The organism is Alkalisalibacterium limincola (genome assembly GCF_008017755.1).
Taxonomy (GTDB): Bacteria; Pseudomonadota; Gammaproteobacteria; order Xanthomonadales; family Xanthomonadaceae; genus Alkalisalibacterium; species Alkalisalibacterium limincola.
Map to the genome: position 1 here is coordinate 70,856 of NZ_VRTS01000002.1, position 22,761 is coordinate 93,616.

Consider the following 22,761-nt stretch of genomic DNA (forward strand, 5'->3'; position numbering starts at 1 on the left):
CCGCTCAGCCGGCCAGCCGCCGCTTCACCAGGGCCGAAACCTGGCCCATGTCGGCACGCCCGGCCGCGGCCGTCTTCACCGCCGCCATGACCCGGCCCATGTCCTGCGGCCCCTGGGCACCGGTGTCGGCCACCACCTTGTCGACCAGCGCGGCCAGTTCGGCCTCGCCCAGCGGCTCGGGCAGGTAGGCCTGGATGACGCCGATCTCGTAGCGCTCCACGGCGGCCAGGTCCTCGCGGCCGGCCTTCTCGTACTGCTCGACCGAGTCGCGGCGCTGCTTGAGCATCTTCTCGAGCACCGCCATGACCTGGGGCTCGTCGAGCTCGATGCGCTCGTCGACCTCGCGCTGCTGGATCGCGGCCTGCATCAGGCGGATCACGCCGAGGCGGTCCTTCTCGCCGGCCTTCATGGCGGTCTTCATGTCGCTGGAAAGCTGGGTCTTGAGGCTCATGCGGGGGTCCCTTCTACATGCTTGCGATTTCGGAAACGAAAAAAAGCCGGCGGCGCCCAGGGCGCGGCCGGCTTGATCACCAGGCGCAGCGGCTCAGTACAGGCGCTGCTTCTTGGTCACGTCGCGGCCCACGCGACGCAGGTGACGCTTGACCGCGGCGGCACGCTTGCGCTTGCGCTCCTGGGTCGGCTTCTCGTAAAACTCGCGCTTGCGGGTCTCGGCCAGGACACCGGCCTTTTCGCAGGTGCGCTTGAAGCGACGCAGCGCAAACTCGAACGGCTCGTTTTCGCGGACTTTGACAGACGGCATGATGACTCCGGAGTGGGGTTTCGGCCCGGTCCAACGGGCGAGCCGCGTATGATACTCGCCTGAATCCGCCGCATGCAAGTCCTTCGCCCCTCGGGGCAAGCGCCCGGCCTGCGGCCCATGGAGCACTGTGATGATCGTACTAGGCATCGAAACCTCCTGCGACGAAACCGGAGTGGCGCTCTACGACACCCGGCGCGGCCTGCTCGCGCACGCGCTGTACAGCCAGGTGAAGCTGCATGCCGAGTACGGCGGGGTCGTGCCCGAGCTGGCCAGCCGCGACCATGTGCGCAGGTTGCTGCCGCTCGTCCGCGGGATCCTGGCCGAGTCCGGGCTGGGGGTCGGCGACCTCGACGGGGTGGCCTACACCGCCGGCCCCGGGCTGGTCGGTGCCCTGCTGGTCGGGGCCGGCGTGGCCCGCGCGCTGGCCTGGGCGCTGCAGGTGCCGGCCATCGGCGTGCACCACATGGAGGGCCATCTGCTGGCCCCCCTGCTGGAGGACACCGGCAGCGAACCGCCGCTGGAGCCGCCCTTCGTCGCGTTGCTGGTGTCGGGCGGCCACACCCAGCTGGTGGCGGTCGATGCGATCGGCGACTACCGGCTGCTGGGCGAGACGCTGGACGATGCCGCCGGCGAGGCCTTCGACAAGACCGCGAAGCTGATGGGCCTGCCGTATCCCGGCGGGCCGGTGCTGGCGAAGCTGGCCGGGGAAGGGCGTGCAGGCGCGTTCAGGTTCTCGCGGCCGATGACCGACCGGCCCGGCCTGGACTTCAGCTTCTCGGGACTCAAGACCCAGGTGCTCTTGGCCTGGCAAAAGTCCGACCAGACCGACCAGACCCGCGCCGACATCGCCCGGGCCTTCGAGGAGGCGGTGGTCGACACGCTGGTGATCAAGTGCGAGCGCGCGCTGCAGCAAAGCGGCCACCGGCGCCTGATCGTCGCCGGCGGCGTCGGCGCGAACCGGCGCCTGCGTTCGGAACTGGTCGAGCGGGGTGCCCGGATCGGGGCCCGGGTGTACTTCCCGCGCCCGGAGTTCTGCACCGACAACGGCGCGATGATCGCGTTCGCCGGCGCACTGCGCCTGCAGGCCGGCCTGTCGGAGCCCGACGAGGTGCGCGTGCAGCCGCGCTGGGACATGGCCACGCTGGAGGCGATCTGATGGACCGCGTGTTCATCCGGGGCCTGCGGGTGGAGGCGTTGATCGGCGTGTACGAGCGTGAGCGCGAGGCCCGCCAGCCGTTGTCGCTCGACCTCGAGCTGGCGTTCGACAACCGCATTCCCGCCGCCAGCGACGATCTCTCCGACACGCTCGACTACGCCGAGATCAGCCAGGCCCTGCGCGACCTGGCCGGTGCCGGGCGCCACCTGCTGCTGGAAACGCTGGCCGAGGAAATGGCCGTGCTGCTCAACCGGCGCTTCGAGGTGCGCAGCCTGGTGCTGAGCATCGACAAGCCCGAGGCCGCCGCGGCGCTGGGTTGCGCCCACGTCGGGGTGCGCATCGAGCGGGACTTCGCGGGCGCATGAGCCGGCGCTGGCTGCTGGTGCTGGGGTCGAACCTGTCCGATGACCGGTGCCTTCACCAGGCAATGACCGCGCTGGAGGCCCTGGGCAAGGTGGCCCGCCTGACGCCGGTGCTGCTGACCCCGGCCCGGCACGGGGGTGGGCATTACCACAACGCACTGGTCCGGCTGGACAGCGACCTGCCGGCCGCGGCGCTGCGCCAGGCGCTCAAGCGCGTGGAAACGGCGCTGGGACGCGTGCGCGACGACAGCGGGGTGGTGGCGATCGACATCGACCCGCTGGCGCTCGACGAGGGCCACGGCTGGCAACCCGATGCCCGCGCGCTCGAGAAGGACGAGTTCATCCGCGCGCCGGTGCCGCAGTTGCTGGCCCGGGCCGGGATCGTCGTGCCGGGTGTCCCGCGCCCGCCCGGGGCGCGCTGACGCCGCTCCATCTGCCTCAGGTCGCGAGCAGGCGGCCTCCGTCGACGGGCAGGACCGTCCCGGTGCTGTAGTCGGCCTCCAGCAGCAGGAACCGCACCGCCTCGGCCACCGCTTCGGGGCTGCCGACGCGCTTGAGCGCGGTGCGCGTGGCGATGGCTTCCTCCGTTTCGGCCTTGAACGGCTTCTCCGACCACAGCACCGTGCCCGGCGCCACGCCATTCACGCGAACCTCCGGCCCCAGCGCCTGTGCCAGCGCCAGCACCAGCATGCGGTGGGCGGCCTTGGCCATCGAATAGACCGGGTGGTCGGGCAGCGGTCGTTCGGCATAGATGTCGAGCAGGCTGACGATCGCTCCGCGTGCGGCGCGCAGATGCGGTGCCGCCGCCTGGGCGAGGAAGAACGGGGCCTTGGCGTTGGATGCGAACAGCTCGTCGAACTGGGCTTCGCTGGTCTCGCCCAGCGGGGTGGGGTAGAAGGCCGAGGCGTTGTTGACCAGGCCGTCGAGCCGGCCGAAGTGGCCGGCCACGTGCTCGACCAGCGCCGGCAGCGCCGCCGTGTCGGCCAGCTCCGCGCGCAGCGTCAGCACGCTGCCGCCACGGCGGGCCAGCAGTTCGTCGGCCAGTTCCTGCATCGCGTCGCCGGAGTTGCGGTAGTGCAGGGCGAGGTCGCACTCCGCGTGCAGGCGCCGGGCGATCGCCGCGCCGACGCGGCGCGCGGCACCGGTGACGAGGACGACGGGACGGGACTCGGGCATCGGGGTTCCTGGTCGGCTGGACCCCTGCATCATCGCGGAATGGCGCACGCGCCGCATCTGCCCGGGGTGGGCTGGCCGGGGCGCGGGCGCTAGACTGCCGCGCTATGGAACGCATCGACACCTGGCTCGCGCCGCTCGCCGCCACCCCCTGGCTGGAAACCACGGTCCACCTGTCGGCCCTGGTGCTGCTGGCGGTGCTGGCCGACCTGGTGACCAAGCGCGTGCTGCTGCGGCTGATCCGCAAGGCCGTGCAGGCCACGCCGAACAAGTACGACGATGCGCTGCTGGGCCGCGGGGTGATATCGCGCCTGGCCCACGTGGTGCCCGCCCTGGTGGTGTTCTACGGCATCCCCTACGTGCCGGGCCTGCCCGAGGGCGTGGTCAGCGTGGTGCGCAACGTCGCCAACGGCTACATGATCCTGACCGTGGCCCTGTCGCTGGGCAACCTGCTCAACGCGATCGGCGACATCTACGAGCAGCAGAACCCGGACCGCGCGCGCAGCAAGCCGATCAAGGGCTACCTGCAACTGTTCAAGATCATCGCGTTCATCGTCGCGGGCATCCTCGTGGTGGCGGTGCTGATCGAGCGCTCGCCGCTGCTCCTGCTCTCCGGCCTGGGTGCGATGACGGCGGTGCTGATGCTGGTGTTCAAGGACACCATCCTGTCCTTCGTGGCCGCCGTGCAGCTGTCCTCCAACGACATGCTGCGCGTGGGCGACTGGCTGGAGATGCCGGCGCTCAACGCGGATGGCGACGTCATCGACATCGCCCTGCACACGGTGAAGGTGCAGAACTGGGACCGCACGATAACCACGATCCCGACCTGGCGGCTTATCAACGAACCGTTCAAGAACTGGCGTGGCATGAGCGATTCCGGCGGGCGCCGGATCATGCGCTCGCTGCACCTGGACCAGACGTCGGTGCGCTTCCTGGAGGACCACGAGCGCACGGCGCTCAAGCGCTTCGCGCTGATCGACGACTACCTGGAGCGCAAGCGCCGCGAGCTCGAGGAGCACAACAAGGTGCTGCTGGCCCAGGGCCGCGATCCCGTGAACACGCGCCGCGTCACCAACCTGGGCACGTTCCGCGCCTACGTGGGCGCCTACCTGCGCGCGCATCCGCGCGTCCACGGCGAGATGATCCAGATGGTGCGGCAGTTGCAGCCCGGGCCGACCGGACTGCCGCTGCAGGTCTACTGTTTCACCGCCACGACCGCGTGGGCCGAGTACGAGTCCATCCAGGGCGACATCTTCGACCACCTCTACGCGATCCTGCCGGAGTTCGGCCTGCGGGTGTTCCAGGAGCCCAGCGGCCACGACATGCGCGCCATGCTGGACCCGACCCCGGGCGGGGCGCAGTCGCAAGCGCCCTAGTCGGGCGGGCATCCGGCGGGGCTGACGGGCTGGCGCGTGGCGCCGGGCTCGCGCAGAATTCCCGGATTCGCGACCCGGGGGGGCAGGATCATGTTCGAGCGCTTTTCACGCAGCTGGGAGCTGGTGCGCGCAAGCGCGGCGGTGCTCAAGTCCGACCGGCACCTGCTGGTGTTTCCACTCGTGGCCGGCATCGCCGCCCTGGTCGTGACGGCCACGTTCGTGTTGCCGATGTTCGGGCTGGATGTGCTGGGCGGGGTCGAGGACGACTTCGAAACCTCCGCGGCGTTCTACCTGTGGCTGTTCGCGTTCTACGTCGCCCACTACTTCGTCATGGTGTTCTTCAACGTGGCCCTGGTGGGGGCGGCCATGATCCGGCTCGACGGCGGTGAACCTACGCTCCGTGCCGGCCTGGCGATCGCGCTCGATCGCATCGGGCCGATCTTCGGCTATGCCGTCATCGCCGCCACGGTGGGCATCATCCTGCGCGCGCTCGAACAGCGCGCCGGCTTCATCGGACGCCTCGTGGTGGGCCTCGTGGGCGTGGCCTGGACGGTGGCCACGTTCCTGGTGGTGCCGGTGCTGGTGGCGCAGCGGGTGGGCCCGGTCGATGCGGTCAAGCGCAGCGCCACGCTGCTGCGGCGCAGCTGGGGCGAGAACCTGATCGGCAATGCCGGCATCGGCCTGGCCTTCGGCCTGCTGATCGTCCTGGTGCTTGCTGGCGGTGGCGCGCTGAGCGTCATGCTGCTCGGCAGCGGGGCCACCGGCGGCGGGATCCTGCTGGCGTCGACCACGGTGGTCCTGGCGATCCTGCTGGGCCTGGTGCAGGCGGCGCTGGCGGGCATCTATTCCGCCGCCCTGTACCGCTATGCGGTCGACGGGGAGGCGCCGCAGGGCTTCGACGGCGCGATGCTGGCCGAGGCGTTCCAGCGCAAGGTGTAGTTCGTCCATTCCCACGGCCCGGCGCTGCGTGGGCCGTGCCGTGGTGCGGTGCTCAGGCCGGCTGCAGCGGGGGATCGGCCTGCGAGAACAGTGTCAGCGCGGTCTGGCCAACCTGGCGGGTGTCGTACCAGGCGTAGGTGCCGACGCCGACGGCGCCGACGATGGGCACCCAGCGGGCGACGCCACGGCCGATGGCCCGCGTGCTGAGGTTCATGCCGATGCGCCGCGCGGCGTCGCGCATCGCCATCTGCGTGGCGGCCTGGACCAGCCAGCGCTGGCCGGCGCGTACGGCGAAGTCGCGGAACACCTGGGCGCCGGTGTGGCGGAACAGGCAAAACAGCATCTGCTCCTTGCCCAGGCGCCAATGCTGGCCGTGGATCGCGGACACGTCGGCCACCATCTGGGTCTGGATCTTCCAGATCGCGACCATCTCCGGCAGCACCGTCATCCAGCCCAGCGGACCCGGCGGCAGCGCCAGCGAACCGGCGACCAGGCCGGCGCGGCGCGACGCGGCGTCGATGATCGCCTGGGCATGGGCCTCGCGGTCGCCACCCGTGACCTGGCGGCTGGACGGCACATCGCCGACCACGTCGAGGATGGCGCGCCCGAGGGTGTCGGGCAGGTGCTCCAGGCGCTGGCTGCGGGAGGCCGGTACGCCGACCGGGCCCAAAACATCAGGTGAGGCATTGCTCTTGTTCATGGGCACAGGCTAGCCCCGTGCGGCTGAATCGCCGGTCAAGGCCCGCCGCGGGGCCTGATGCATTCGGCCGCAGCGGCTATCCTGTCGAGTCAACCGCCCGGAGCCGATGCGTGCACCCTGATCCAGAACCCGCCGCCGAGGCGCACAGCGCCCGCCTGGCCCACATGATCGCCGCCGAAGTGCGCGCCAGCGGCTCGGTCCCGTTCTCCCGCTTCATGGAGCTGGCGCTGTATGCGCCCGGCCTGGGCTATTACAGCGCCGGCGCCACCAAGTTCGGCGCTGCCGGCGATTTCATCACCGCGCCCGAGCTGGGCCCGCTGTTCGCCGAATGCATCGCCCAGGCCACCGCCCCGGTGCTTTCCGCGCTGGGAGCGTCCGCCGATCTCGTGGAGCTGGGCGGTGGCAGCGGCGTGTTCGCGCGCGACGTGCTGGAGCACCTTGCGGCGCTGGACGCGCTTCCGGCGCGCTACCGGATCCTGGAGCCCAGCGCCGACCTCCGCGAACGCCAGCGCGGCCTGCTGGCGGACGCGCTCCCGGCGTCGGTGTTCGCCCGCGTGGAGTGGCTCGACGGCCCGCCACAGACCGCCTGGCGCGGGGTCTTGTTCGCCAACGAAGTGCTCGATGCGCTGCCGACGCCGCGCTTCGTGATCCGTGCCGGCGAGGTGATGGAGGAGCACGTCGGCGTCGACGGCGACGGTGCGTTCCACGTGCTGGAGCGCCCGGCCGACGCGCTGCTGTCGGCGGCGGTGCGGCACGCCGAGGCCGACCTCGGACGCCGTTTCGACGAGGGCTACCGCTCGGAGCTGCTGCCGCAGTTGCCCTACTGGATTCAGGCCGTCGGCGGGCTGATCGATGCCGGCGCGATGCTGTTCGTCGACTATGGCTATCCACGGGGCGAGTACTACCTGCCCGAACGCCGCGACGGCACCCTGGTGTGCCACTACCGGCACCGTGCCCACGCCGACCCGTTCTTCCGGCCCGGCCTGCAGGACCTCACCGCCTTCGTCGACTTCACCGCACTGGCCGAGGCCGGCACCCGCGCCGGCTTCGACCTGTCGGGCTATTGCGCGCAGGCCGCGTTCCTGATGAACAACGGCCTGGTGGAGCGGCTGGAAGCCCGCCAGGGTTTGCCGGAGGCCGAGCGCCACCGCTTCAGCCTTGAGGCCAAGCGGCTGACCCTGCCGGGCGAGATGGGCGAACGCTTCCAGGTGATGGGTTTCGAGCGCGGGGTGGATTTCACCGCCGCCTTCGCCCAGGGCGACCTGAGCCGGCGCCTGTGAGGCCGCTGGTCCATGCACGGGCGTGGCTGGCCCTGTGGGTGCTGGCGTTGGTGGTCGTGGCCGTCGGCTCGCTGCTGCCGCCCTCGGCCCTACCCGAGCACCGCGGGTCAGCGACAAGCTGGTCCACGTGGCGATGTACTTCGTGCTGATGGCCGCGGCCGTGCAGCTGTTCGCCTCGCCACGGGCGCTGCTGGGCGTGGCCGTCGCGCTGGCCGCCTACGGGCTGCTGCTTGAGGTGGCCCAGCACACGCTGACCACCACGCGGATGTTCGAGTGGGGCGACGTGCTGGCGAACACGCTGGGGGTCGTGCTGGGACTGGGGCTGGCGGCCACGCCGCTGGCGCGCGGCCTGGTGTGGTTCGAGCACCGGGCGCTTCGCCGGGGCCGGATGCGCGGCTAGCTCCGGCGCGGCGCGAGGACGCCGCGAATCGCGCCGATCCTTGCTTCGCGCAGGCGGGCGCCGACTTCCGGGCCGCTCACCCCGTCGGCAACGACGTCGCGGGCGCGCACCGCCTGCGCGGCACGAGGCACTCGCGCAGCAGCGCCACCTGCGGGTAGGGCGCGTCCGCGCGGCCCAGGCGACCGCGCGCGTCGGCCTCGCACACCCGGGCCAGCCGCTCGATCCGTGCCGGCTTGCGGAAGCCGTCGCAGCGCTCGATCAGGTCGTGCAACGTGGCCGGGCGCAGCTCGCCGAGCCGGTGCACGTTGAGGTGCTCGCGGCAGGCGACCACGGCCAGCGCGCGGTACTCGGCCGGCACCTTGTAGCGCTCGCACACCGCCTCGACCAGGGGGACGCCCGCATGCTCGTGGCCATGGTGTGCCGGCAATGCCCGGTCGGGGGTCAGCGCCTTGCCGAGGTCATGCAGCAGCGCGGCGAAGGCGACCTGGTCGTCGCCCGGTGCCAGCCGCGCGGCCTGGTCGAGCACCAGGCCCAGGTGCACGCCGCTGTCGCCCTCGGGGTGGTGCTCGCGCTTCTCCGGCACCCCGAACAGGGCGTCGACTTCCGGCAACAGGCGCGCCAGTGCACCGCTTTCCCGCAGCACCGCGATGAACGCGGAAGGTTGCGCCTCGCCCAGGGCCCGGCGCATCTCCTGCCAGACCCGCTCCGCCACCAGGTGGTCTACTTCGCCGTCGCGCACCATGGCCTGCATCAGCGCCATCGTCTCCGGCGCGACACGGAAGCCCAGCGGTGCGAAGCGTGCGGCGAAGCGCGCCACGCGCAGCAGGCGCACCGGATCCTCGACGAAGGCCGGGCCGACATGGCGCAGCCAGCGGCCCTCGATGTCGGCGACCCCGTCGAAGGGATCGACCAGCCGGCCCTGCGCGTCCTCGGCGATCGCGTTGATGGTCAGGTCGCGCCGGCCCAGGTCGTCCTCCAGCGTCACCGAGGGGTCGGCATCGACGACGAAACCGCGATAGCCACGGCCCGACTTGCGCTCGGTCCGGGCCAGCGCGTATTCCTCGCCGGTCTGCGGGTGCAGGAATACCGGGAAATCACTTCCGACCGCCCGGAATCCACGCTCGCGCATGTATTCCTGCGTCGCCCCGACCACCACCCAGTCGCGGTCGCCGGCCGGGCGGCCGAGCAGGCGGTCGCGCACCGCGCCACCCACCAGGTAGGTGCGCGGCGAGACGGCGTTGTCTGGCGTGGATTCGTTCACGGTTCGGCGGTGTTCCGGCGGACAACGGGTGCGGGGTCGGGCTAGGCTAGCCGACCCGGGCAGGCAGGGTAAGCCCGCCCGGGTCGCCCACGACGGAGACCGCATGAACCCGCCCAACGACAGCCTGGCGCGCTGCGTGCGCAGGTGGCCCATCGCACGCAGGAGAAAACGCTGGCGGAGGCCCGTGGGCGGGGTCCGGACCGGGCAAGGCGCCTGGCGCTGCGGCTGCTCGACGACGAGCTGGGGCGGCTGCCACCGCGGCCGCATGCGCGGCCTGCGCCGAGGGTTGCGCGATGTGCTGCCACCTGCGGGTGGCGGCGACCCCGGCGGAAGTGTTCGGCCTGCTCGACTACCTGGTGAAGAAACTCTCCGCGGCGCAGTGGCAGGCGATGCGGGAGCGCATCGAAGGTACGGCGGCGACGCTTCATGCGCTGCCTGCCGACTCCCTGCTGGTCAGCAACATTCCCTGTCCGGTGCTCGAGGAGGGCCGCTGCGCGGGCTATGCGGGCCGCCCGCTGAACTGCCGCGCCTACCACTCGCTCGACCTGTCGGCCTGCGAGCGTTCCTTCGCCCGCCCCGGGGACATGAGCCTCGGGCACCCGCAGGACGCTGCGGTGGCGCGGGTCAACGAGGGACTGCAGCGCGGTTTCATCGATGCCCAGGCCGGCGCCGGCTTCGATGCCGCGCAATACGAACTGGTCACTGCGCTGGCCGAGGCCCTGGCCGATCCCGGGGCGCGCGGGCGCTTCGACGGCGGCGCCCGTGCGTTCCAGCGGGCGCTCAGGCTCTAGCGGCCCGTGTCGCCCCGGCGGTAACGGTCCAGCGGCTTTTGCCGGTCGCCGCTGGCGCCCAGGATGGTCGCCAGCTTCGCGGCCACCGGCGTGGGCGTGATGCCGAGGCGATGCAGGCCATCGATGCCGCCGACCGAGTCGAGCTTGAGCGAGCGGAAGTTGTCGCGGCTGATCGGCTTGCCCGGCAACCATTCCCCGACCTCGGCCTGGAGACGGCCCAGGGGCTCGGGCAGCGCGATGACCGCGCGCCGCAGGCCGAGGGTGCGTGCGGTCATCTCCACGATCTGCTTCATCGTGAAAACGTCGGGCCCGTAAAGTTCGTAGACCTTGCCGTGGCTGCGCTTGGTGTCCAGCGCGCGCACGAAGGCCTCGACCACGTCGCCGACCCAGACCGGGGCGAACTTCGCGTGGGCGCGTCCGATCGGCAGCACCGGTGCCAGGCGCAGCAGCGTGGCGAAGCGGCAGAACAGGCCGTCGCCCGGCCCGAAGATCACGCTGGGCTGGAAGATCGTCCACGCCAGTCCGCTGTCCTTCACCACCGCCTCGGCCTCGCCACGAGTGCGCAGGTAGTGGCTCCTGCCGCGCCCGGCATTGAGCGAGCTCATCTGCAGCAGCCGCTTCACGCCGGCCTGGTGGCAGGCGTCCACCAGGGTTCGGGTCAGCCCGACATGCGCGCGTTCGAAGCCGCGCCCTGAATCGCCGCGTTCGTTGAGGATGCCCACCAGGTTGACCGCGACATCGGCTCCCGCCAGGCGCTGCGCCAGTGGCCCACCGTCATGGACGTCGCAGCGGTGCAGCGCGACGCCCGGCGGCAGCAGCCGCAGCGGTGCGTGTCGGGGTTGCGGCTGAGCACCGCCACGTCGTGGCCAAGCGCCGCGAGGCGTGCCACCAGGTGGCGGCCGACGAATCCGGTGCCGCCGAGGATGACGATCTTCATGGTGCTGCCTCCGTCGCCGCGTCCGGGCACTGGAACGCGCGCCGGTTGCTGGTCGATACGCTGCGTCCCAGCAGTCGGTCGGTGACCGGAACCGCATCCTGTCCAAGCCGCCAGTCGTATATCACGCTGAAGGCCATGACCCGGGCCACGTATTCACGGGTCTCGCGGAAGTTGATGGTCTCGATCCAGAAATCGGGATCGAAATCCGGCCGCTGGCTGCGCCAGCGTGCCACCGGCGCCGGGCCGGCGTTGTAGGCGGCCATGGCGAAGTAGGGACGGCCGCCGTGGCGGTCGAGCATCTCGCGCATGTAGGCCGTGCCCAGGCGCAGGTTGGTGACCGGGCGGTACAGCGCGTCGGGGCCATCGAAGCCCATGCCGATGCGGCGCGCCACGCCGGCGGCGGTGGCGGGCAGCACCTGCATGAGTCCGCGGGCATCGGCCGGCGAACGCGCGCCGGGCATCCAGGCGCTTTCCGCCCGCGTCACCGCGGCCACCAGTGCCGGGTCCAGGTCGTGCAGGCTGGCCTGCTCGCGAATCGTGTTCGGGTAGCTCAGCGGGAAGCGCAGCCGGTAGTAGCGCAGCTCCTCGGGATTGCCCTGCGCCAGCGAGAAGACCCGGTCATGCCAGCCGATCGCGCGGGCCAGCCGTACCGCCTCGAGCCGCTCGACGTCGTTCATGCCGGCCAGGGCATCGTTCCATTCGCGCGCCGCCCAACCGGGACGATCCATGCGGAACAGTTCCAGGGCACGAACCAGCGCCGGGTTCGACGCGACGTTGCGCCTCAGGGCGAGGTCGCGTTGCACCTCCAGCGGACACAGCGCATAGGGCGCTTCGATGCGGTCGGCAGCCAGGAATCCGTGGAAGGTCGCGTGGCGCGCGGCGTCGGCATAGAGCTGGCGGGCCTCGGCGGTCTGGCCGAGGCGCTCGCGCAGCCGGGCCTCGAAATAGCGCCAGCGGGAGTCCTCGCGCTGGGCAGGGGGCATCCGGGCGATCGCCTCGAGCGCGGCCGCGTCGTCACGGCGTGCCAGGGCCTCGCGCACGCGCCATTCGTGCAGCCGGTCGTCGTAGGCCGAGTCCGGCACCGCCGCCAGGCGCTCGCGGGCGCCCTCGTTGTAGGAGGCCACCGTCCACAGGGCCACCTGCGCCTGGACCGGGCCGGCATCGGCTTCGGTCTTGCCCAATGCCCGCTGCAACCGGGCCAGGCGGCGCTCGGCCTCGTCGGGATCGTTGCGTGCCAGTCGCACCAGGCCCAGCGTGGCGAACTTGCGGCTGCGGTCGGTGGCAGGCCAGTTGGCCGCCCGGTCGTGCGGCGCCTCGACGAAGGCCAGGTAATCGGTGGCCAGCGCGGCCTGGTCGGCGGGCAGCCCGCGGGAAACGAAGCGTGCCAGGGCATGCTCGCCGGCCTCTGCCGCCAGTTCGATGCGCTGCCAGCGCAACTCCGGGGTGATCCGTCCGCGGTCCTGCAGCACGGCGAACACGGGGTCGCACAGGTCCGGCAGCGAGCGGGGGCTCAGCCACAGTTGCTGGGCGTCGTCGAGCCATGCCGCGTCGGTGGCGCCCCGGGCCTGGCGCGCGCGCAGGTCCCCGCAACGCAGCGTCGAGTCGCTGCTGTCGCTGTACCAGGTGGAGAAACGGCCCCAGTCGCCACGCCCGGCGAGCTGGCGCAGCCAGGCGTCGCGCAACATCCGGCTGGGGGCGATGTCGCCCCAGCGGCCCAGGTAGGCCTCGATCGCCGCGTTGGACTCGCTGCCAAGCGAGCGGCGAAGGCGGGCATACTCCATCCAGGGGCGCAGCGGGTGGTCGCCGAGCATGCGCAGCGACTGCTCGAAGGACGACACCGGCCCGCGTTCGGCCTGGTCCATCGTGCGCGAGACATCACCGCGGCGCCCTTCGAGGTCGCTGGCGGACTGGGCGCTCGACGGGCCCATGGCCAGCGAGAGGGGGAGGGAACACAGCAGGAGGACGAGTTTTCGCATGCGTCGATTGTATCCGAAGGTTCCGACGGCTCCGTCCACGGAGCGGGGGGCGTGAGCGCCTGGCTGCTGTATCCGCTGCTGGGGGCGGTGGCCGGCCTGCTTGCCGGCCTGCTCGGCGTGGGGGGTGGCCTGGTCCTTGTGGCCGCCCTGGCCTGGCTGCTGCCGCTGCAGGGCGTGCCGGTGGAGTCCGCGATGCACGTCGCGCTGGCGACCTCCCTGGCCAGCATCATCGTGACCGGCCTGTCCTCCGCCCGGGCCCACCATCGCCGAGGCAGCGTGCGCTGGACCAGCGTGCGCTGGCTCGTGCCCGGCCTGCTGGCGGGAGGTTTCCTGGGCAGCATCGTCGCCGTCGCGCTGCCGGGTGGGCTTCTGCGTTACCTGGTCGCCGGCTACTGCCTGCTGGCCGCCGCCCAGCTGGTGTTCGGCCAGCCCCGGCAACGCAGCGAGGCGCACGGCGACCCGCGTGGCATGCCTATGGCCGGTGCCGGGGTTGGCATCGGCGCGGTGTCGGCGGTGGTCGGCATCGGCGGCGGCAGCATGACGGTGCCGCTGCTGGTGTGGCTGGGCGTGTCGCCGGTCCGGGCGGTGGGGACGTCGAGCGCCTGCGGCGTTGCGATCGCCATGGCCAGCGCGATCGGATACGCCAGCCTGGGCGGCAGCCCGGGCATGCCACCGGGGTCGATCGGGTATGTGTACCTGCCCGCGGCCGTGGGCATCGCGCTGGCCTCGGTGCTGGTGGCGCCCCTGGGAACGCGGCTGGCGCATGCGATCAGCGGGCGCAGCCTGAGGTACGTCTTCGCCGCGTTCCTGGTGCTGGTCGGCGCGAGCCTGCTGCTGGCCTGAGTGCCTGGCCCGACCACGGGCCCGTGGACCGGCGCATTGCGGGTTCGTGACGTTTTCCTTACATTCGGCCTTGGCGATTCGACAGGGGACGTCGCCGCACCGAACTTTCCTAAGGATATGGGGATATCGCCATGAACCAGCCCACCCGTCGCGGCCTGTGCCGCGCCGTTCGCAACGCGTTGTTGCTCGCTTCCGTCGCACCGATGGCGGCCCTGGCCCAGCAGGAGCCCGTGGATCCGCTGGAACTCGACCGCGTCGAGGTGACCGGCAGCCGCATCAAGAAGGCCGAGCTCGAAGGCCACACGCCCATCCAGACCATCACCCGCGCCGACATCGAGCGCTCGGGGCTGGGTTCGATCGGCGACATCCTGCAGCAGCTGACGGCTTCGGGCTCCGCGCTCAACACCCGCTTCAACTCGTCGGGCAACTTCGGCTTCCCGCCCGATGGCGGTGGCGTCGCGCCGGTGCGACCACGGTCGACCTGCGCCACCTTGGTCCCAAGCGCGTCCTGGTGCTGGTGGACGGCGTGCGCTGGGTCAACGAAAGCTCTGCTTCGGGCGTCGGCGGCGTGGTCGACCTCAACACGATCCCGGTCGGCATCATCGACCGCATCGAGGTGCTGGAGGACGGCGCCTCGTCGATCTACGGTTCCGATGCGATCGCCGGCGTGGTGAACATCATCACCCGCCGCGACTACGACGGGGCCAGCGTGTCCGTGCAGTACGGCCAGTACAGCGAGGGCGACGGCGAGACCGGCAGTGTCGACCTGAGCTTCGGCACCCGCGGCGAGCGCCACAGCTTCTTCTTCGGCGCCAGCTACCACGAGCAGCGCGAGATCTTCTCGCGCGACCGCGAGCAGTCCAGCCTGCCGGTGCCCGGCACCGGCCTGGCCCGCGGCAGTTCGGCCATTCCGGCGGGTCGCTTCATCTTCACCGACCCCGATACCGGCACCAGATTCGACATCACGCCGCGGCCGGGCGTGGCCAATCCCAGCTTCGACCGCACCCAGACCGGCTGCGACCGCACCGACGGCTTCATCTGCTACGCCGATGCCACCCCGTTCAATTTCGCAGAATACAACCTGCTGCTCACGCCCAACACGCGCAAGTCGGTGTTCGGGCAAATGCGTTTCGACCTCACCGACACCACGACCTGGTACCTGCGCTCGCTCTACAACAACCGCAAGTCGGCCAACCAGGCCGCTGCCGAGCCGTTCTTCCTCGGCTCGCTGGCACCCACGAACTTCTGGGCGGACAACGCGGTGTTCTCGGCCAACAACCCGAACAACCCGTTCGGCTTCGACCTCGACCCCAACGACAACATGGGGCTGATCGGCTACCGGCCGCTGGAAGGTGGTCCGCGCCGCTTCGAGCAGGACGTCGACACGTTCTACGTCGGCACCGGCCTGGAGGGCAGTTTCGCTGCAGGCCAGGGCGCGATGTTCTGGGACATCAACCTGGCCCACAGCACCAACCGTGCCGTGCAGACCAACTACGGCAGCTACAACGCCCGCCGCCTGTCCCTGGCGCTGGGCGACCCGGCCGCCTGCGCCGCCGAGCCCGGCTGCGTGCCGGCCAGCCTGATCGGCCCGGGGGCGTTGACGCCGGAGGTGCTGGCCTTCATCCAGCCGGTCATCCAGGACCGCAGCGAAAACCGGCTGACCCTGTTCTCGGCGAACCTCAGCGGCGATCTGTTCGAGCTGCCGGCCGGCATGGCGGCGTTCGCGACCGGCTACGAATACCGCAAGTACACCGGCAGCTACACGCCGGATGGCCTGACGCTTCGCGGCGAGTACAACGGCGTGCCGTCGCTGCCCACCAGCGGCGAGTACGACGTCAACGAGTTCTACGGCGAGTTCAGCATCCCGCTGCTGGCAGGGCTGTCGTTCGTGGAACGCCTGGACCTGAGCCTCGCCGGGCGCTACTCCGACTACTCCACCTCCGGTTCGGAAACCACCGCCAAGGCGGCCTGCGCTGGCAGGTCAACGACGGTTTCCTGCTGCGCGGCACCTGGGCGGAGGGCTTCCGGGCCCCGACCATCGGTGAGCTGTTCGGCGCCGCCAGCGGTTTCGACGCGGTACTCAACGACCCGTGCTCCAGCCCGATCGCGCCGGGGCTTGAAGCCAACTGCGCCACGCTCGGCGTGCCGGGTGGCTACACCCAGCCCAACCCGCAGATCTCGGTGCTGACCGGCGGCAACATCAACCTGGCCCCGGAACTGGCCGAAAGCGTCAGTGCCGGGCTGGTCTGGAGCCCGGCCTTTGGTCGTGGCACCGGCTGGTCGGAGCGCTTCGACGTCGAGGTCACCTGGTACAAGCACCGCGTCACCGGAGCGATCCAGGCGCTGGACGCGCAGACCCAGCTGGACCTGTGCGTGGCCACGCTGGACCCGACCTACTGCGGTGGCATCAGCCGCAACAACACCGGTGCGATCTCGGAGTTCAGCAACTTCCTCACCAACCTCGGTCGCATCGACACGCGCGGCTGGGACTTCGACGTCTTCTGGACGCTGCCGACGATGGCTTCTGGCCAGTACCTGCTGAGCTGGCGCACCTCGCTGGTCGACAGCTACTTCGCCGTGGGCGCCGACGGCGCCCGCCAGCCGCAGGCGGTGGGCCGCGAGGTCAACAACAGCGGCATCCCGAAGTGGAGTTCGAACCTGGCCCTGGACTGGGCGCACGCGAACCTGTTCGGTTCCTGGAGCGTCCGCCACGTCAGTTCGTTGTGGGAGGAGTGCGGTCCGATCGTGGCCTTCGAGGTCTGCCGCGACCAGGCGGCCGGCATCAACCGGCTGGGTTCGGTGACGTACCACGATGCGCGCTTCGGGGTCAGGACCGACTGGCTGGGCGGCTCGCGCTTCAGCCTTGGCGTGAACAACGTGTTCGAGAAGGAGCCGCCGATCTGCGTGTCGTGCACGCTCAACGGCTACGACGCCTCGCTGTACGACATCCCGGGTGGGCGCTTTTGGTACCTGCGCGCCGAGATCGAGTTCTGATCCGTCGCCAGCGGTGATCCGACGGTGCCGGCCCAATGGAGCCGGCACCGTGCGTCAGCCGGCTTCGCCGAAGGCGCGTGCCGGAACGCTGAGCTCGACCGCCAGCGCGAGGTGGTCCGATCGCGCCGCCGGGATCGCCCGGTGGCCGGTGCAGCCGATGTCGCGGCTGGTGAGGATGTGGTCGATCGCGCGCTCGGGCTTCCAGCTCGGGAACGTCGGGTAGGCGCAGCTGGGAGGGGCCAGGCTGGTATGGCGGTACAGGGCCTGCATCTCCGGGGCGTCGGCGGTCGTGTTGAAGTCACCCATCAGCACCGCATGCGGGAAGTCCGCCAGCAGCTCGGCGATGAAGGCCAGCTGCGACTGCCGTGACTTCACCCCCAGCGACAGGTGCGCCACTGCGACCGCGAGCGCCTCGTTGCCGCTGCCAAAGCGGGTCAGCAGCACGCCACGCCCCTTGATGCGGCCGGGCAACGGGTAGTCCACCACGTCGGTCGGCGCGATGCGGCTGAGCAGCCCGTTGGCGCTCGACGCGATGCCGCCGACGCTGCGGTTGGGCTGGTGGGTCCAGTACGGGAAGTCGCCGCGCTCGGCGAGGAAGTGGGTCTGGTTCAGGAAACCCGAGCGCAGGCTGCCGGCATCGGACTCCTGCAGCCCGACGATGTCGAAGGGCTGGGCGAGTTCGGCGATCTGCTCGAGGCTGCCGTGCTTGCCGACCGGCAGCACGTGCGACCACCCGCGGGTGACGTAGTCGCGATACCGGCTGGTGCTGGATCCTGCCTGGATATTGCAGCTCAGTACGGTGAGACGGCGTTCCGTCATGGGGGCGTGGCGTCCGCTGCTTCGGGGTGTCGTCCGGCCGGGCCCACCTGGGCCATGGGCTGAGGACACTGTAGCCGCACTACCCCCACCAGGGCATGAAAACGACGAAGGGCCGCATGGGCGGCCCTTCGTGAAGCACGCGGCGTGGCGGGATCAGTTGCCGGCGCGCTCGCGCTCGATGAGCTGGTCGACGGTGCGCAGCATGCCCTCGAAACCGCCCTCGCGGGTGGCCACGACGCGGTACTTGCCGTTCACCACGATCTGCGGCGTGCCGTCGATGCCCGAGCGCACCGAGAACTGGCGGGCCCGGTTCAGGCGCGCGTTCATCGAGAAGCTCTTCATCATCTGCGACACGCGATCGGCATCGGCCTCGTCGCTGAAGCCGGCGTAGAACTCGGCGATCTCGTCCGGGTCGGCCTGGCGCATGCGGTTCTCGGAGTGGAAGGCCTGGAACATCGGGCGGTGCGACTCCTCGGCGATGCCCAGCGAGGAGGCGGCGAAATAGCCGCGCGCGAAGTTGTCGATGGCTCCGCCGAAGGTGGCCGGCAGGTGGACCACGTCGACATCGTCGGCGACGTTCTTCGACCAGGCGGTGATGACCGGCTCAAGCTGGGCGCAGAAGCCACAGGCGTAGGAGAACACCTCGACCACCTCGACGCGGCCCGGCTTCGGGTCCAGCGGCTGGCCGTTCTCGATGACGTGGTACTCGACGCCCTGGCGGGCGTCCTGCGTGCTCTGGGCGCAGGCGGCCAGCGGAAAGAGGGCGGCAAGGAAAACCAGGGTTCGCAACATCATCGTGCACGTCTCCATCTGTGGTGGCGGTCCCCGCCACGGCAGGGCCTGGCGGGTGGGTGCCGGCTTGGACCGCCGGCACCGCGTCGGGTTCAACCCATCGCTCAGCGGGCGCTGTGCAGGCCTTCGATGTAGCTGGAGAGGCTGTCGATCTCCTCGTCGGTGAGGTCGCGTGCGATCGCGGCCATCACGTCGCCGAGGTTCTCGCCCGGCAACACCTTGCCATCGCGGTAGGCGCGCAGGATCTGGGCGGTGTACTGGGAATGCTGGCCGGCCACCTTCGGGTAGGACGGGCCGGGATTGCCGGTGCCTGCCGGGCCGTGGCAGGCCAGGCAGGCCGGGATGCCGCGCTCGGCGTCGCCACCCCGGTACAGGTCGCGACCGACCTCGAAGAACTGCCGGCCCTGGTTGGGGCCGCTGGTGATCGGGGACTCGTCGGCCACGCCCGGGCTGCCTGTCTGGCTGGCGAAGTAGGCACCCAGGTCGCGCATGTCCTGCGCGCTCAGGCCGGCGGCGAAGCCCATCATGATCGGATCGCTGCGATCGCCGCTGCGGTACAGCGCCAGTTGGCGGGCGGTGTAGCGCTCGTGCTGGCCGGCCAGCTTCGGGTACTGCGGGTCCGAGGAGTTGCCGTCGATGCCGTGGCAGGCCACGCAAACGGCGGACTTCTGCTGGCCGGCGGCGATGTCGCCGGGATTGGACGTCTCGTCGGCGGCGGCCAGCGGAGCGACCTGGGCCGGCGTCTCTTCCTCGATCGGCGTGACGGTGGCAGCCGACTCGGCCCCGGACTGGGCGAACGCGGGGACCGCGATCAGCAGGCCGGCCAGGCCAAGGATGCGAGTGAAGGTCATTGCTCAGCTCCGAACGGGAAACGAAATCAGGGCGCAGCCTGGCGACGGGGCGGGCCCGGCGCGGGGTCGCGGAAACTTCGGGATTATCCCAGCCGGGCGCCGCGACGGTCAATTGACGTCGATCCCGGCCCTCGCGTGGCCGTGCTGGCCCTGCGGCGAGCGAACGGGCATCCTGCCCTGATTCCGGAGGTTTGAATGAAGAATCTGCTCAATGGCGCGCGCTACCTGCTGGCCGCCCACCTGTCCCATCAGCTGCCCGGGGACGGCGGCCGCGAGGTCGCGTTCGCCGGCCGCTCCAACGCCGGCAAGTCCACCGCCCTGAACTCGCTGGTCGGCCACACCAAGCTCGCGCGCACCTCCAAGACCCCGGGCCGCACCCAGCAGCTGGTGTATTTCGACTTCGAGCATGCGCCGGGCAAGTATCTGGTCGACCTGCCCGGCTACGGCTACGCCAAGGTGCCCGGCGAGCTCAAGTCGCACTGGCTGGGCTTCGTCAACGATTTCTTCCGCCATCGCCAGGCGCTGGTGGGGCTGGTCGTGGTGATGGACGTGCGCCACCCGCTGCGCGAGTTCGACCAGCAGATGCTGGCCTACGCGGTCGAGCGCGGATTGCCGGCGCACTGCCTGCTGACCAAATCCGACAAGCTCAGCCGCGGCGCGGCCAAGCAGACGCTGCTCAAGATCCAGCGCGAGCTGCCCGAGGGCGTCACCGTGCAGTTGTTCTCCGGCCTGAACAAGGAAGGCGTGGAGCAGGCGCGCGAGGTGGTGCTGGACTGGCTGGAGATGAACCGCGAGGCCGAGGCCTAGTTCGCCAGCGCCTGGTCGCGCAGGCGTGGGTCCATCCAGCCACGCAGCACGTCGACCAGCGCGTTGATCAGCACGATCGCCGCGCCGACCACCAGCACCGTGCCCAGCACCAGCGTGTAGTCGCGGTTGAGCGCCCCCTGCACGAAGAAGCGGCCGATGCCGGGGATGCCGAACACCTGCTCGACGATCGCCGATCCGGTGACGATGCTGATCATCGCCGGTGACAGCCAGGCCACCACCGGGAGCAGGGCCGGGCGCAGCAGGTGGTGGCTGGTGATGCGCCACCGCGGCAGTCCTCGGGCCCGAGCCGCGCGCAGGTAGTCCGCCGAAGCGGTTTCCAGCACGCTGGCGCGCATGAGCCGCGCGCAGTAGGCCAGGTTCGGCAGGGCCAACGCGATGACCGGCAGCACCACGCTGCGCCAGCTGCCGTCCCAGCCGCCGGCAGGCAGCCATTGCAGGCTGACGGCGAAGACGAGGATCAGCAGCGGGGCGACGACGAACTTGGGCACGCCAGGCCGAGGCCGGCGCCGAACATCAGGCCGCGGTCGAGCACGCTGCCGGCGCGCCGCGCCGCCCACAGGCCCAGCGGGATGCCGACCGCCAGCGCCAGCAGCAATGCCAGTCCCCCGTTGAGCAGCGACACCGGCAGGCCCTGGGCGATGAGCTGGTTCACGGTGTAGTCCGGGTACTGGAAGGAGGGGCCGAGGTCGCCGCGCAGCACGTCCGACAGCCAGCCCAGGTACTGCTGCCACAGCGGCAGGTCCAGCCGGTACTGCGCGGCCAGTGCCGCCTCGACTTCCGGAGGCACCGCCTTCTCGGTGTCGAACGGCCCGCCGCGCGCGGCGCGCAGCAGGAAGAAGCACAGCGTGGCCAGCAGCCACAGCGTCACCAGCGCCTCGGCCAGGCGCCCGGCCAGGCGCCTCATTCCCCGCCTTCCACGAGCCGCAGGAAGCGGCTGGGATGGCGGTCGAGCGCATTGTCCTGCCAACCCTGCACTTCGGGTCGCACCAGGTGCTTGGAGGTGTAGAAGTACAGCGGGATCACCGCGTGGGCATCGAGCAGGCGCGCTTCGGCCGCCGCCAGGTGGGTGGCCCGCACCGAGGCGTTGGGCGCCTTGTCGGCCGCAGCGATCAGCGCGTCATAGCCGGGGTCGAGGTGGCCCGACCAGTTCAGGGCCGTATCCCCGGCGAACAGCGTCAGGAAGTTCCGCGGATCGTCCAGGTCGGCGATCCAGCCGCCGCGGAAGGCTTGGGTGATGGCCCGCTGGCGGCGATTTTGCACGTACACGCGCCATTCCTCGTTGCGCAGCCGGGTGCGCACGCCCAGCACCTCGCGCCACATCGCCGCCACCGCCAGCGCCATGCGCCGGTGTGGCGTGGAGGTGTTGTAACGCAGCTCGATGACCAGTGGCCGGTCCCCGCCATGGCCGGCCTCGGCGAAGCGCTGCCTGGCCAGCGATTCGCGCTGGTCCTGGGTCAGGTCCGCCCAGGGCAGGCTGGGCCCGTCGTAGCCGGCGATCCCGGGCGGCACCAGCGCGTAGGCCGGCACTTCGCCCAGCGCGGTCACGTGCCGGGTGAGGATGTCGCGGTCGATCGCGAGCGACAGCGCCTCGCGCAGTGCGGGGTTGTCCTGGAACGGGGGGCGGGTCAGGTTGAGCCCGAGCCAGAAGCTGCCCAGGTAGGGCGTGATGCGCAGCTGTTCGCCGAAGCGCTCGCGCAGGCCCTCGATCGGTTGCGGCGGAACGGTCTCGGTGATGTGCAGGTCGCCGGCGAGGTAGCGCTGCAGTTCGCTGCCGGCGTCCTCGGTGGCGTGGAAGCGTACCCGCGGGATCGGTGCGGCCTCGCGGAAATATGGATTCCGCTCCAGCTCCACGTGCGACTGCGGGGTCCAGGCGGACAGCCGGTAGGCGCCGTTGGAAACCAGCCGTCCCGGCCGCGTGTGCTGGCTGCCATGGGCCGCGATGCCGGGCAGGTGGACCACGAAGGCCACCGGCAGGCTCAGCAGGGACGGCAGCGGGGCGCTGCGGGTGAGCTCGAAGACGACCGTGCGCGAATCCGCTGCGCTGACGCCGAGTGCCTCCGGCGGCAGCTCGCCGGCCTGCACCCTGGAGGCGTTGCGCAGCGGGTCGAACAGCGCGGCGTGCGGGGCCGCGGTGGCGGGTTCGAAGGCGCGACGGAAGCTGGCCACCACCTGGTGCGCGTCGAGCGGCTCGCCATTGCTCCAGCGCAAGCCTTCGCGCAGATGGAAGGTCCAGCGCAGTCCGTCGGGCGACACCCCCCATTCCCGCGCCAGGCCCGGGAGCGGCTGGCCGTCGGGTCCGTCCGCCACCAGGCCCTCGTAAAGGTCGCGCAGGATGTTGGCGCAGGCGATCTCAGGGCAGCGGTGCGCGTCGAGCGTGGAGGGCTCGGGGCCATTGCCGCGATGCAGCGTCGCATCCGACGCGGCGGCCGGGAGGGCCGGGGCCAGGAGCAGGCAGGCCAGGACCATGCAGGCGGGAAGGGGGCAGGCGGGAACGAGGCCGGAGGGCAGGCGCATCGGTGCAGG

General features: G+C 71.0%; 20 protein-coding genes and 4 pseudogenes. 11 read left to right on the forward strand and 13 right to left on the reverse strand.

All coding sequences use genetic code 11. From position 1 onward, the window contains the following. Window positions 1-4 precede the first annotated feature (4 nt). Complete coding sequence (locus FU658_RS03305) at window positions 5-451, reverse strand: GatB/YqeY domain-containing protein (protein ID WP_147890797.1); 447 nt, start codon at window positions 449-451, stop codon at window positions 5-7. Between the two features lie 93 nt (window positions 452-544). Beyond that, complete coding sequence (rpsU, locus tag FU658_RS03310; protein ID WP_147890798.1) at window positions 545-760, reverse strand: 30S ribosomal protein S21; 216 nt, start codon at window positions 758-760, stop codon at window positions 545-547. Between the two features lie 130 nt (window positions 761-890). Between rpsU and tsaD the strand changes: the two genes are divergently transcribed. From tsaD to FU658_RS03325, 3 genes are read left to right on the forward strand one after another with little or no spacing between them, the layout of a single operon-like run. Beyond that, entirely contained in the window at window positions 891-1,916 is a 1,026-nt protein-coding gene (gene tsaD / locus FU658_RS03315; RefSeq protein WP_147890799.1) for a tRNA (adenosine(37)-N6)-threonylcarbamoyltransferase complex transferase subunit TsaD, read from the forward strand. Next, on the forward strand, window positions 1,916-2,281 hold the full coding sequence (folB, locus tag FU658_RS03320) for a dihydroneopterin aldolase (RefSeq protein ID WP_147890800.1): 366 nt from the start codon (window positions 1,916-1,918) through the stop codon (window positions 2,279-2,281). The genes tsaD and folB overlap by 1 nt, the downstream gene beginning before the upstream one ends. Continuing rightward, complete coding sequence (locus FU658_RS03325; RefSeq protein ID WP_147890801.1) at window positions 2,278-2,700, forward strand: 2-amino-4-hydroxy-6-hydroxymethyldihydropteridine diphosphokinase; 423 nt, start codon at window positions 2,278-2,280, stop codon at window positions 2,698-2,700. The genes folB and FU658_RS03325 overlap by 4 nt, the downstream gene beginning before the upstream one ends. A gap of 16 nt (window positions 2,701-2,716) precedes the next feature. On the opposite strand, the gene FU658_RS03330 is transcribed toward FU658_RS03325, so the two are convergent. Then, entirely contained in the window at window positions 2,717-3,454 is a 738-nt protein-coding gene (locus FU658_RS03330; RefSeq protein ID WP_147890802.1) for a pteridine reductase, read from the reverse strand. A 104-nt stretch (window positions 3,455-3,558) separates the two neighbouring features. Between FU658_RS03330 and FU658_RS03335 the strand changes: the two genes are divergently transcribed. Both FU658_RS03335 and FU658_RS03340 read left to right on the forward strand, forming a co-directional pair. Beyond that, window positions 3,559-4,827, forward strand: a complete 1,269-nt coding sequence (locus FU658_RS03335; RefSeq protein WP_147890803.1) for a mechanosensitive ion channel family protein — start codon at window positions 3,559-3,561, stop codon at window positions 4,825-4,827. Between the two features lie 90 nt (window positions 4,828-4,917). Further along, window positions 4,918-5,766 (forward strand): DUF6159 family protein, encoded by an 849-nt coding sequence (locus FU658_RS03340; RefSeq protein ID WP_147890804.1) that lies wholly within the window; start codon window positions 4,918-4,920, stop codon window positions 5,764-5,766. A gap of 52 nt (window positions 5,767-5,818) precedes the next feature. Here the strand turns inward: FU658_RS03340 and FU658_RS03345 are convergent, their stop codons facing one another. After that, complete coding sequence (locus FU658_RS03345) at window positions 5,819-6,466, reverse strand: hypothetical protein (RefSeq protein WP_255505387.1); 648 nt, start codon at window positions 6,464-6,466, stop codon at window positions 5,819-5,821. Window positions 6,467-6,630: 164 nt separating this feature from the next. Between FU658_RS03345 and FU658_RS03350 the strand changes: the two genes are divergently transcribed. Continuing rightward, window positions 6,631-7,746 carry a class I SAM-dependent methyltransferase gene (locus tag FU658_RS03350; protein ID WP_147891073.1) on the forward strand — a complete coding sequence of 372 codons (1,116 nt, stop codon included), beginning with the start codon at window positions 6,631-6,633 and terminating at the stop codon, window positions 7,744-7,746. 127 nt (window positions 7,747-7,873) lie between these two features. Continuing rightward, on the forward strand, window positions 7,874-8,146 hold the full coding sequence (locus FU658_RS03355; protein ID WP_147890805.1) for a VanZ family protein: 273 nt from the start codon (window positions 7,874-7,876) through the stop codon (window positions 8,144-8,146). Here FU658_RS03355 and FU658_RS03360 read toward each other — a convergent pair. After that, window positions 8,143-9,407, reverse strand: a pseudogene (locus tag FU658_RS03360) (multifunctional CCA addition/repair protein). The gene FU658_RS03355 and the pseudogene FU658_RS03360 sit on opposite strands and share 4 nt — an antisense overlap. A gap of 287 nt (window positions 9,408-9,694) precedes the next feature. On the opposite strand from FU658_RS03360, the pseudogene FU658_RS03365 reads away from it, so the two are divergent. After that, window positions 9,695-10,198, forward strand: a pseudogene (locus FU658_RS03365) (YkgJ family cysteine cluster protein); the annotation flags it as partial. Here FU658_RS03365 and FU658_RS03370 read toward each other — a convergent pair. After that, window positions 10,195-11,135, reverse strand: a pseudogene (locus tag FU658_RS03370) (complex I NDUFA9 subunit family protein). The pseudogenes FU658_RS03365 and FU658_RS03370 sit on opposite strands and share 4 nt — an antisense overlap. Continuing rightward, window positions 11,132-13,111: a transglycosylase SLT domain-containing protein gene (locus FU658_RS03375; protein WP_255505388.1), complete on the reverse strand. Its 1,980-nt coding sequence runs from the start codon at window positions 13,109-13,111 to the stop codon at window positions 11,132-11,134. Before FU658_RS03375 ends, FU658_RS03370 begins: the two are co-directional and overlap by 4 nt. 51 nt (window positions 13,112-13,162) lie before the next feature. Between FU658_RS03375 and FU658_RS03380 the strand changes: the two genes are divergently transcribed. Continuing rightward, window positions 13,163-13,954: a sulfite exporter TauE/SafE family protein gene (locus FU658_RS03380; RefSeq protein WP_147890808.1), complete on the forward strand. Its 792-nt coding sequence runs from the start codon at window positions 13,163-13,165 to the stop codon at window positions 13,952-13,954. Window positions 13,955-14,085: 131 nt separating this feature from the next. Beyond that, a pseudogene (locus FU658_RS14290) lies at window positions 14,086-16,948 on the forward strand (TonB-dependent receptor plug domain-containing protein). 54 nt (window positions 16,949-17,002) lie between these two features. Here the strand turns inward: FU658_RS14290 and FU658_RS03395 are convergent. From FU658_RS03395 to FU658_RS03405, 3 genes are all read right to left on the reverse strand, one after another. Continuing rightward, complete coding sequence (locus FU658_RS03395) at window positions 17,003-17,767, reverse strand: endonuclease/exonuclease/phosphatase family protein (protein ID WP_147890810.1); 765 nt, start codon at window positions 17,765-17,767, stop codon at window positions 17,003-17,005. A gap of 153 nt (window positions 17,768-17,920) precedes the next feature. After that, window positions 17,921-18,562 (reverse strand): thiol:disulfide interchange protein DsbA/DsbL, encoded by a 642-nt coding sequence (locus tag FU658_RS03400; RefSeq protein WP_187265885.1) that lies wholly within the window; start codon window positions 18,560-18,562, stop codon window positions 17,921-17,923. Between the two features lie 101 nt (window positions 18,563-18,663). Further along, entirely contained in the window at window positions 18,664-19,410 is a 747-nt protein-coding gene (locus tag FU658_RS03405) for a c-type cytochrome (RefSeq protein WP_147890812.1), read from the reverse strand. Window positions 19,411-19,605: 195 nt separating this feature from the next. Between FU658_RS03405 and yihA the strand changes: the two genes are divergently transcribed. Further along, the gene (gene yihA, locus FU658_RS03410; RefSeq protein WP_147890813.1) at window positions 19,606-20,217 is read left to right on the forward strand and encodes a ribosome biogenesis GTP-binding protein YihA/YsxC; all 612 of its coding nucleotides are present in this window, start codon (window positions 19,606-19,608) and stop codon (window positions 20,215-20,217) included. Here yihA and FU658_RS14660 read toward each other — a convergent pair. Genes FU658_RS14660 through FU658_RS03420 form a run of 3 tightly spaced genes read right to left on the reverse strand, consistent with a single transcriptional unit; the run spans window position 20,214 to window position 22,752 of the window. After that, complete coding sequence (locus FU658_RS14660; protein ID WP_222708348.1) at window positions 20,214-20,726, reverse strand: ABC transporter permease subunit; 513 nt, start codon at window positions 20,724-20,726, stop codon at window positions 20,214-20,216. The genes yihA and FU658_RS14660 overlap by 4 nt on opposite strands. Beyond that, a complete protein-coding gene (locus tag FU658_RS14665; RefSeq protein WP_222708349.1) occupies window positions 20,696-21,142 on the reverse strand; it encodes an ABC transporter permease family protein in 447 nt (148 codons plus the stop codon). The genes FU658_RS14660 and FU658_RS14665 overlap by 31 nt, the downstream gene beginning before the upstream one ends. Beyond that, window positions 21,139-22,752 carry a peptide ABC transporter substrate-binding protein gene (locus tag FU658_RS03420; RefSeq protein WP_187265886.1) on the reverse strand — a complete coding sequence of 538 codons (1,614 nt, stop codon included), beginning with the start codon at window positions 22,750-22,752 and terminating at the stop codon, window positions 21,139-21,141. Before FU658_RS03420 ends, FU658_RS14665 begins: the two co-directional genes overlap by 4 nt. Window positions 22,753-22,761 lie beyond the last annotated feature (9 nt).

Excerpts from the sequence above, each read along its gene's own strand:
- FU658_RS03405 (WP_147890812.1), bottom strand. The coding sequence starts at position 19,410 with ATGACCTTCACTCGCATCCTTGGCCTGGCCGGCCTGCTGATCGCGGTC.
- FU658_RS03350 (WP_147891073.1), top strand. The coding sequence starts at position 6,631 with ATGATCGCCGCCGAAGTGCGCGCCAGCGGCTCGGTCCCGTTCTCCCGC.
- tsaD (WP_147890799.1), top strand. The coding sequence starts at position 891 with ATGATCGTACTAGGCATCGAAACCTCCTGCGACGAAACCGGAGTGGCG.
- FU658_RS03400 (WP_187265885.1), bottom strand. The coding sequence starts at position 18,562 with ATGATGTTGCGAACCCTGGTTTTCCTTGCCGCCCTCTTTCCGCTGGCC.
- yihA (WP_147890813.1), top strand. The coding sequence starts at position 19,606 with ATGAAGAATCTGCTCAATGGCGCGCGCTACCTGCTGGCCGCCCACCTG.
- FU658_RS03395 (WP_147890810.1), bottom strand. The coding sequence starts at position 17,767 with ATGACGGAACGCCGTCTCACCGTACTGAGCTGCAATATCCAGGCAGGA.
- rpsU (WP_147890798.1), bottom strand. The coding sequence starts at position 760 with ATGCCGTCTGTCAAAGTCCGCGAAAACGAGCCGTTCGAGTTTGCGCTG.
- FU658_RS14665 (WP_222708349.1), bottom strand. The coding sequence starts at position 21,142 with ATGAGGCGCCTGGCCGGGCGCCTGGCCGAGGCGCTGGTGACGCTGTGG.
- folB (WP_147890800.1), top strand. The coding sequence starts at position 1,916 with ATGGACCGCGTGTTCATCCGGGGCCTGCGGGTGGAGGCGTTGATCGGC.
- FU658_RS03325 (WP_147890801.1), top strand. The coding sequence starts at position 2,278 with ATGAGCCGGCGCTGGCTGCTGGTGCTGGGGTCGAACCTGTCCGATGAC.
- FU658_RS03335 (WP_147890803.1), top strand. The coding sequence starts at position 3,559 with ATGGAACGCATCGACACCTGGCTCGCGCCGCTCGCCGCCACCCCCTGG.
- FU658_RS03305 (WP_147890797.1), bottom strand. The coding sequence starts at position 451 with ATGAGCCTCAAGACCCAGCTTTCCAGCGACATGAAGACCGCCATGAAG.
- FU658_RS03375 (WP_255505388.1), bottom strand. The coding sequence starts at position 13,111 with ATGCGAAAACTCGTCCTCCTGCTGTGTTCCCTCCCCCTCTCGCTGGCC.
- FU658_RS03340 (WP_147890804.1), top strand. The coding sequence starts at position 4,918 with ATGTTCGAGCGCTTTTCACGCAGCTGGGAGCTGGTGCGCGCAAGCGCG.
- FU658_RS03420 (WP_187265886.1), bottom strand. The coding sequence starts at position 22,752 with ATGCGCCTGCCCTCCGGCCTCGTTCCCGCCTGCCCCCTTCCCGCCTGC.
- FU658_RS03345 (WP_255505387.1), bottom strand. The coding sequence starts at position 6,466 with ATGAACAAGAGCAATGCCTCACCTGATGTTTTGGGCCCGGTCGGCGTA.
- FU658_RS03330 (WP_147890802.1), bottom strand. The coding sequence starts at position 3,454 with ATGCCCGAGTCCCGTCCCGTCGTCCTCGTCACCGGTGCCGCGCGCCGC.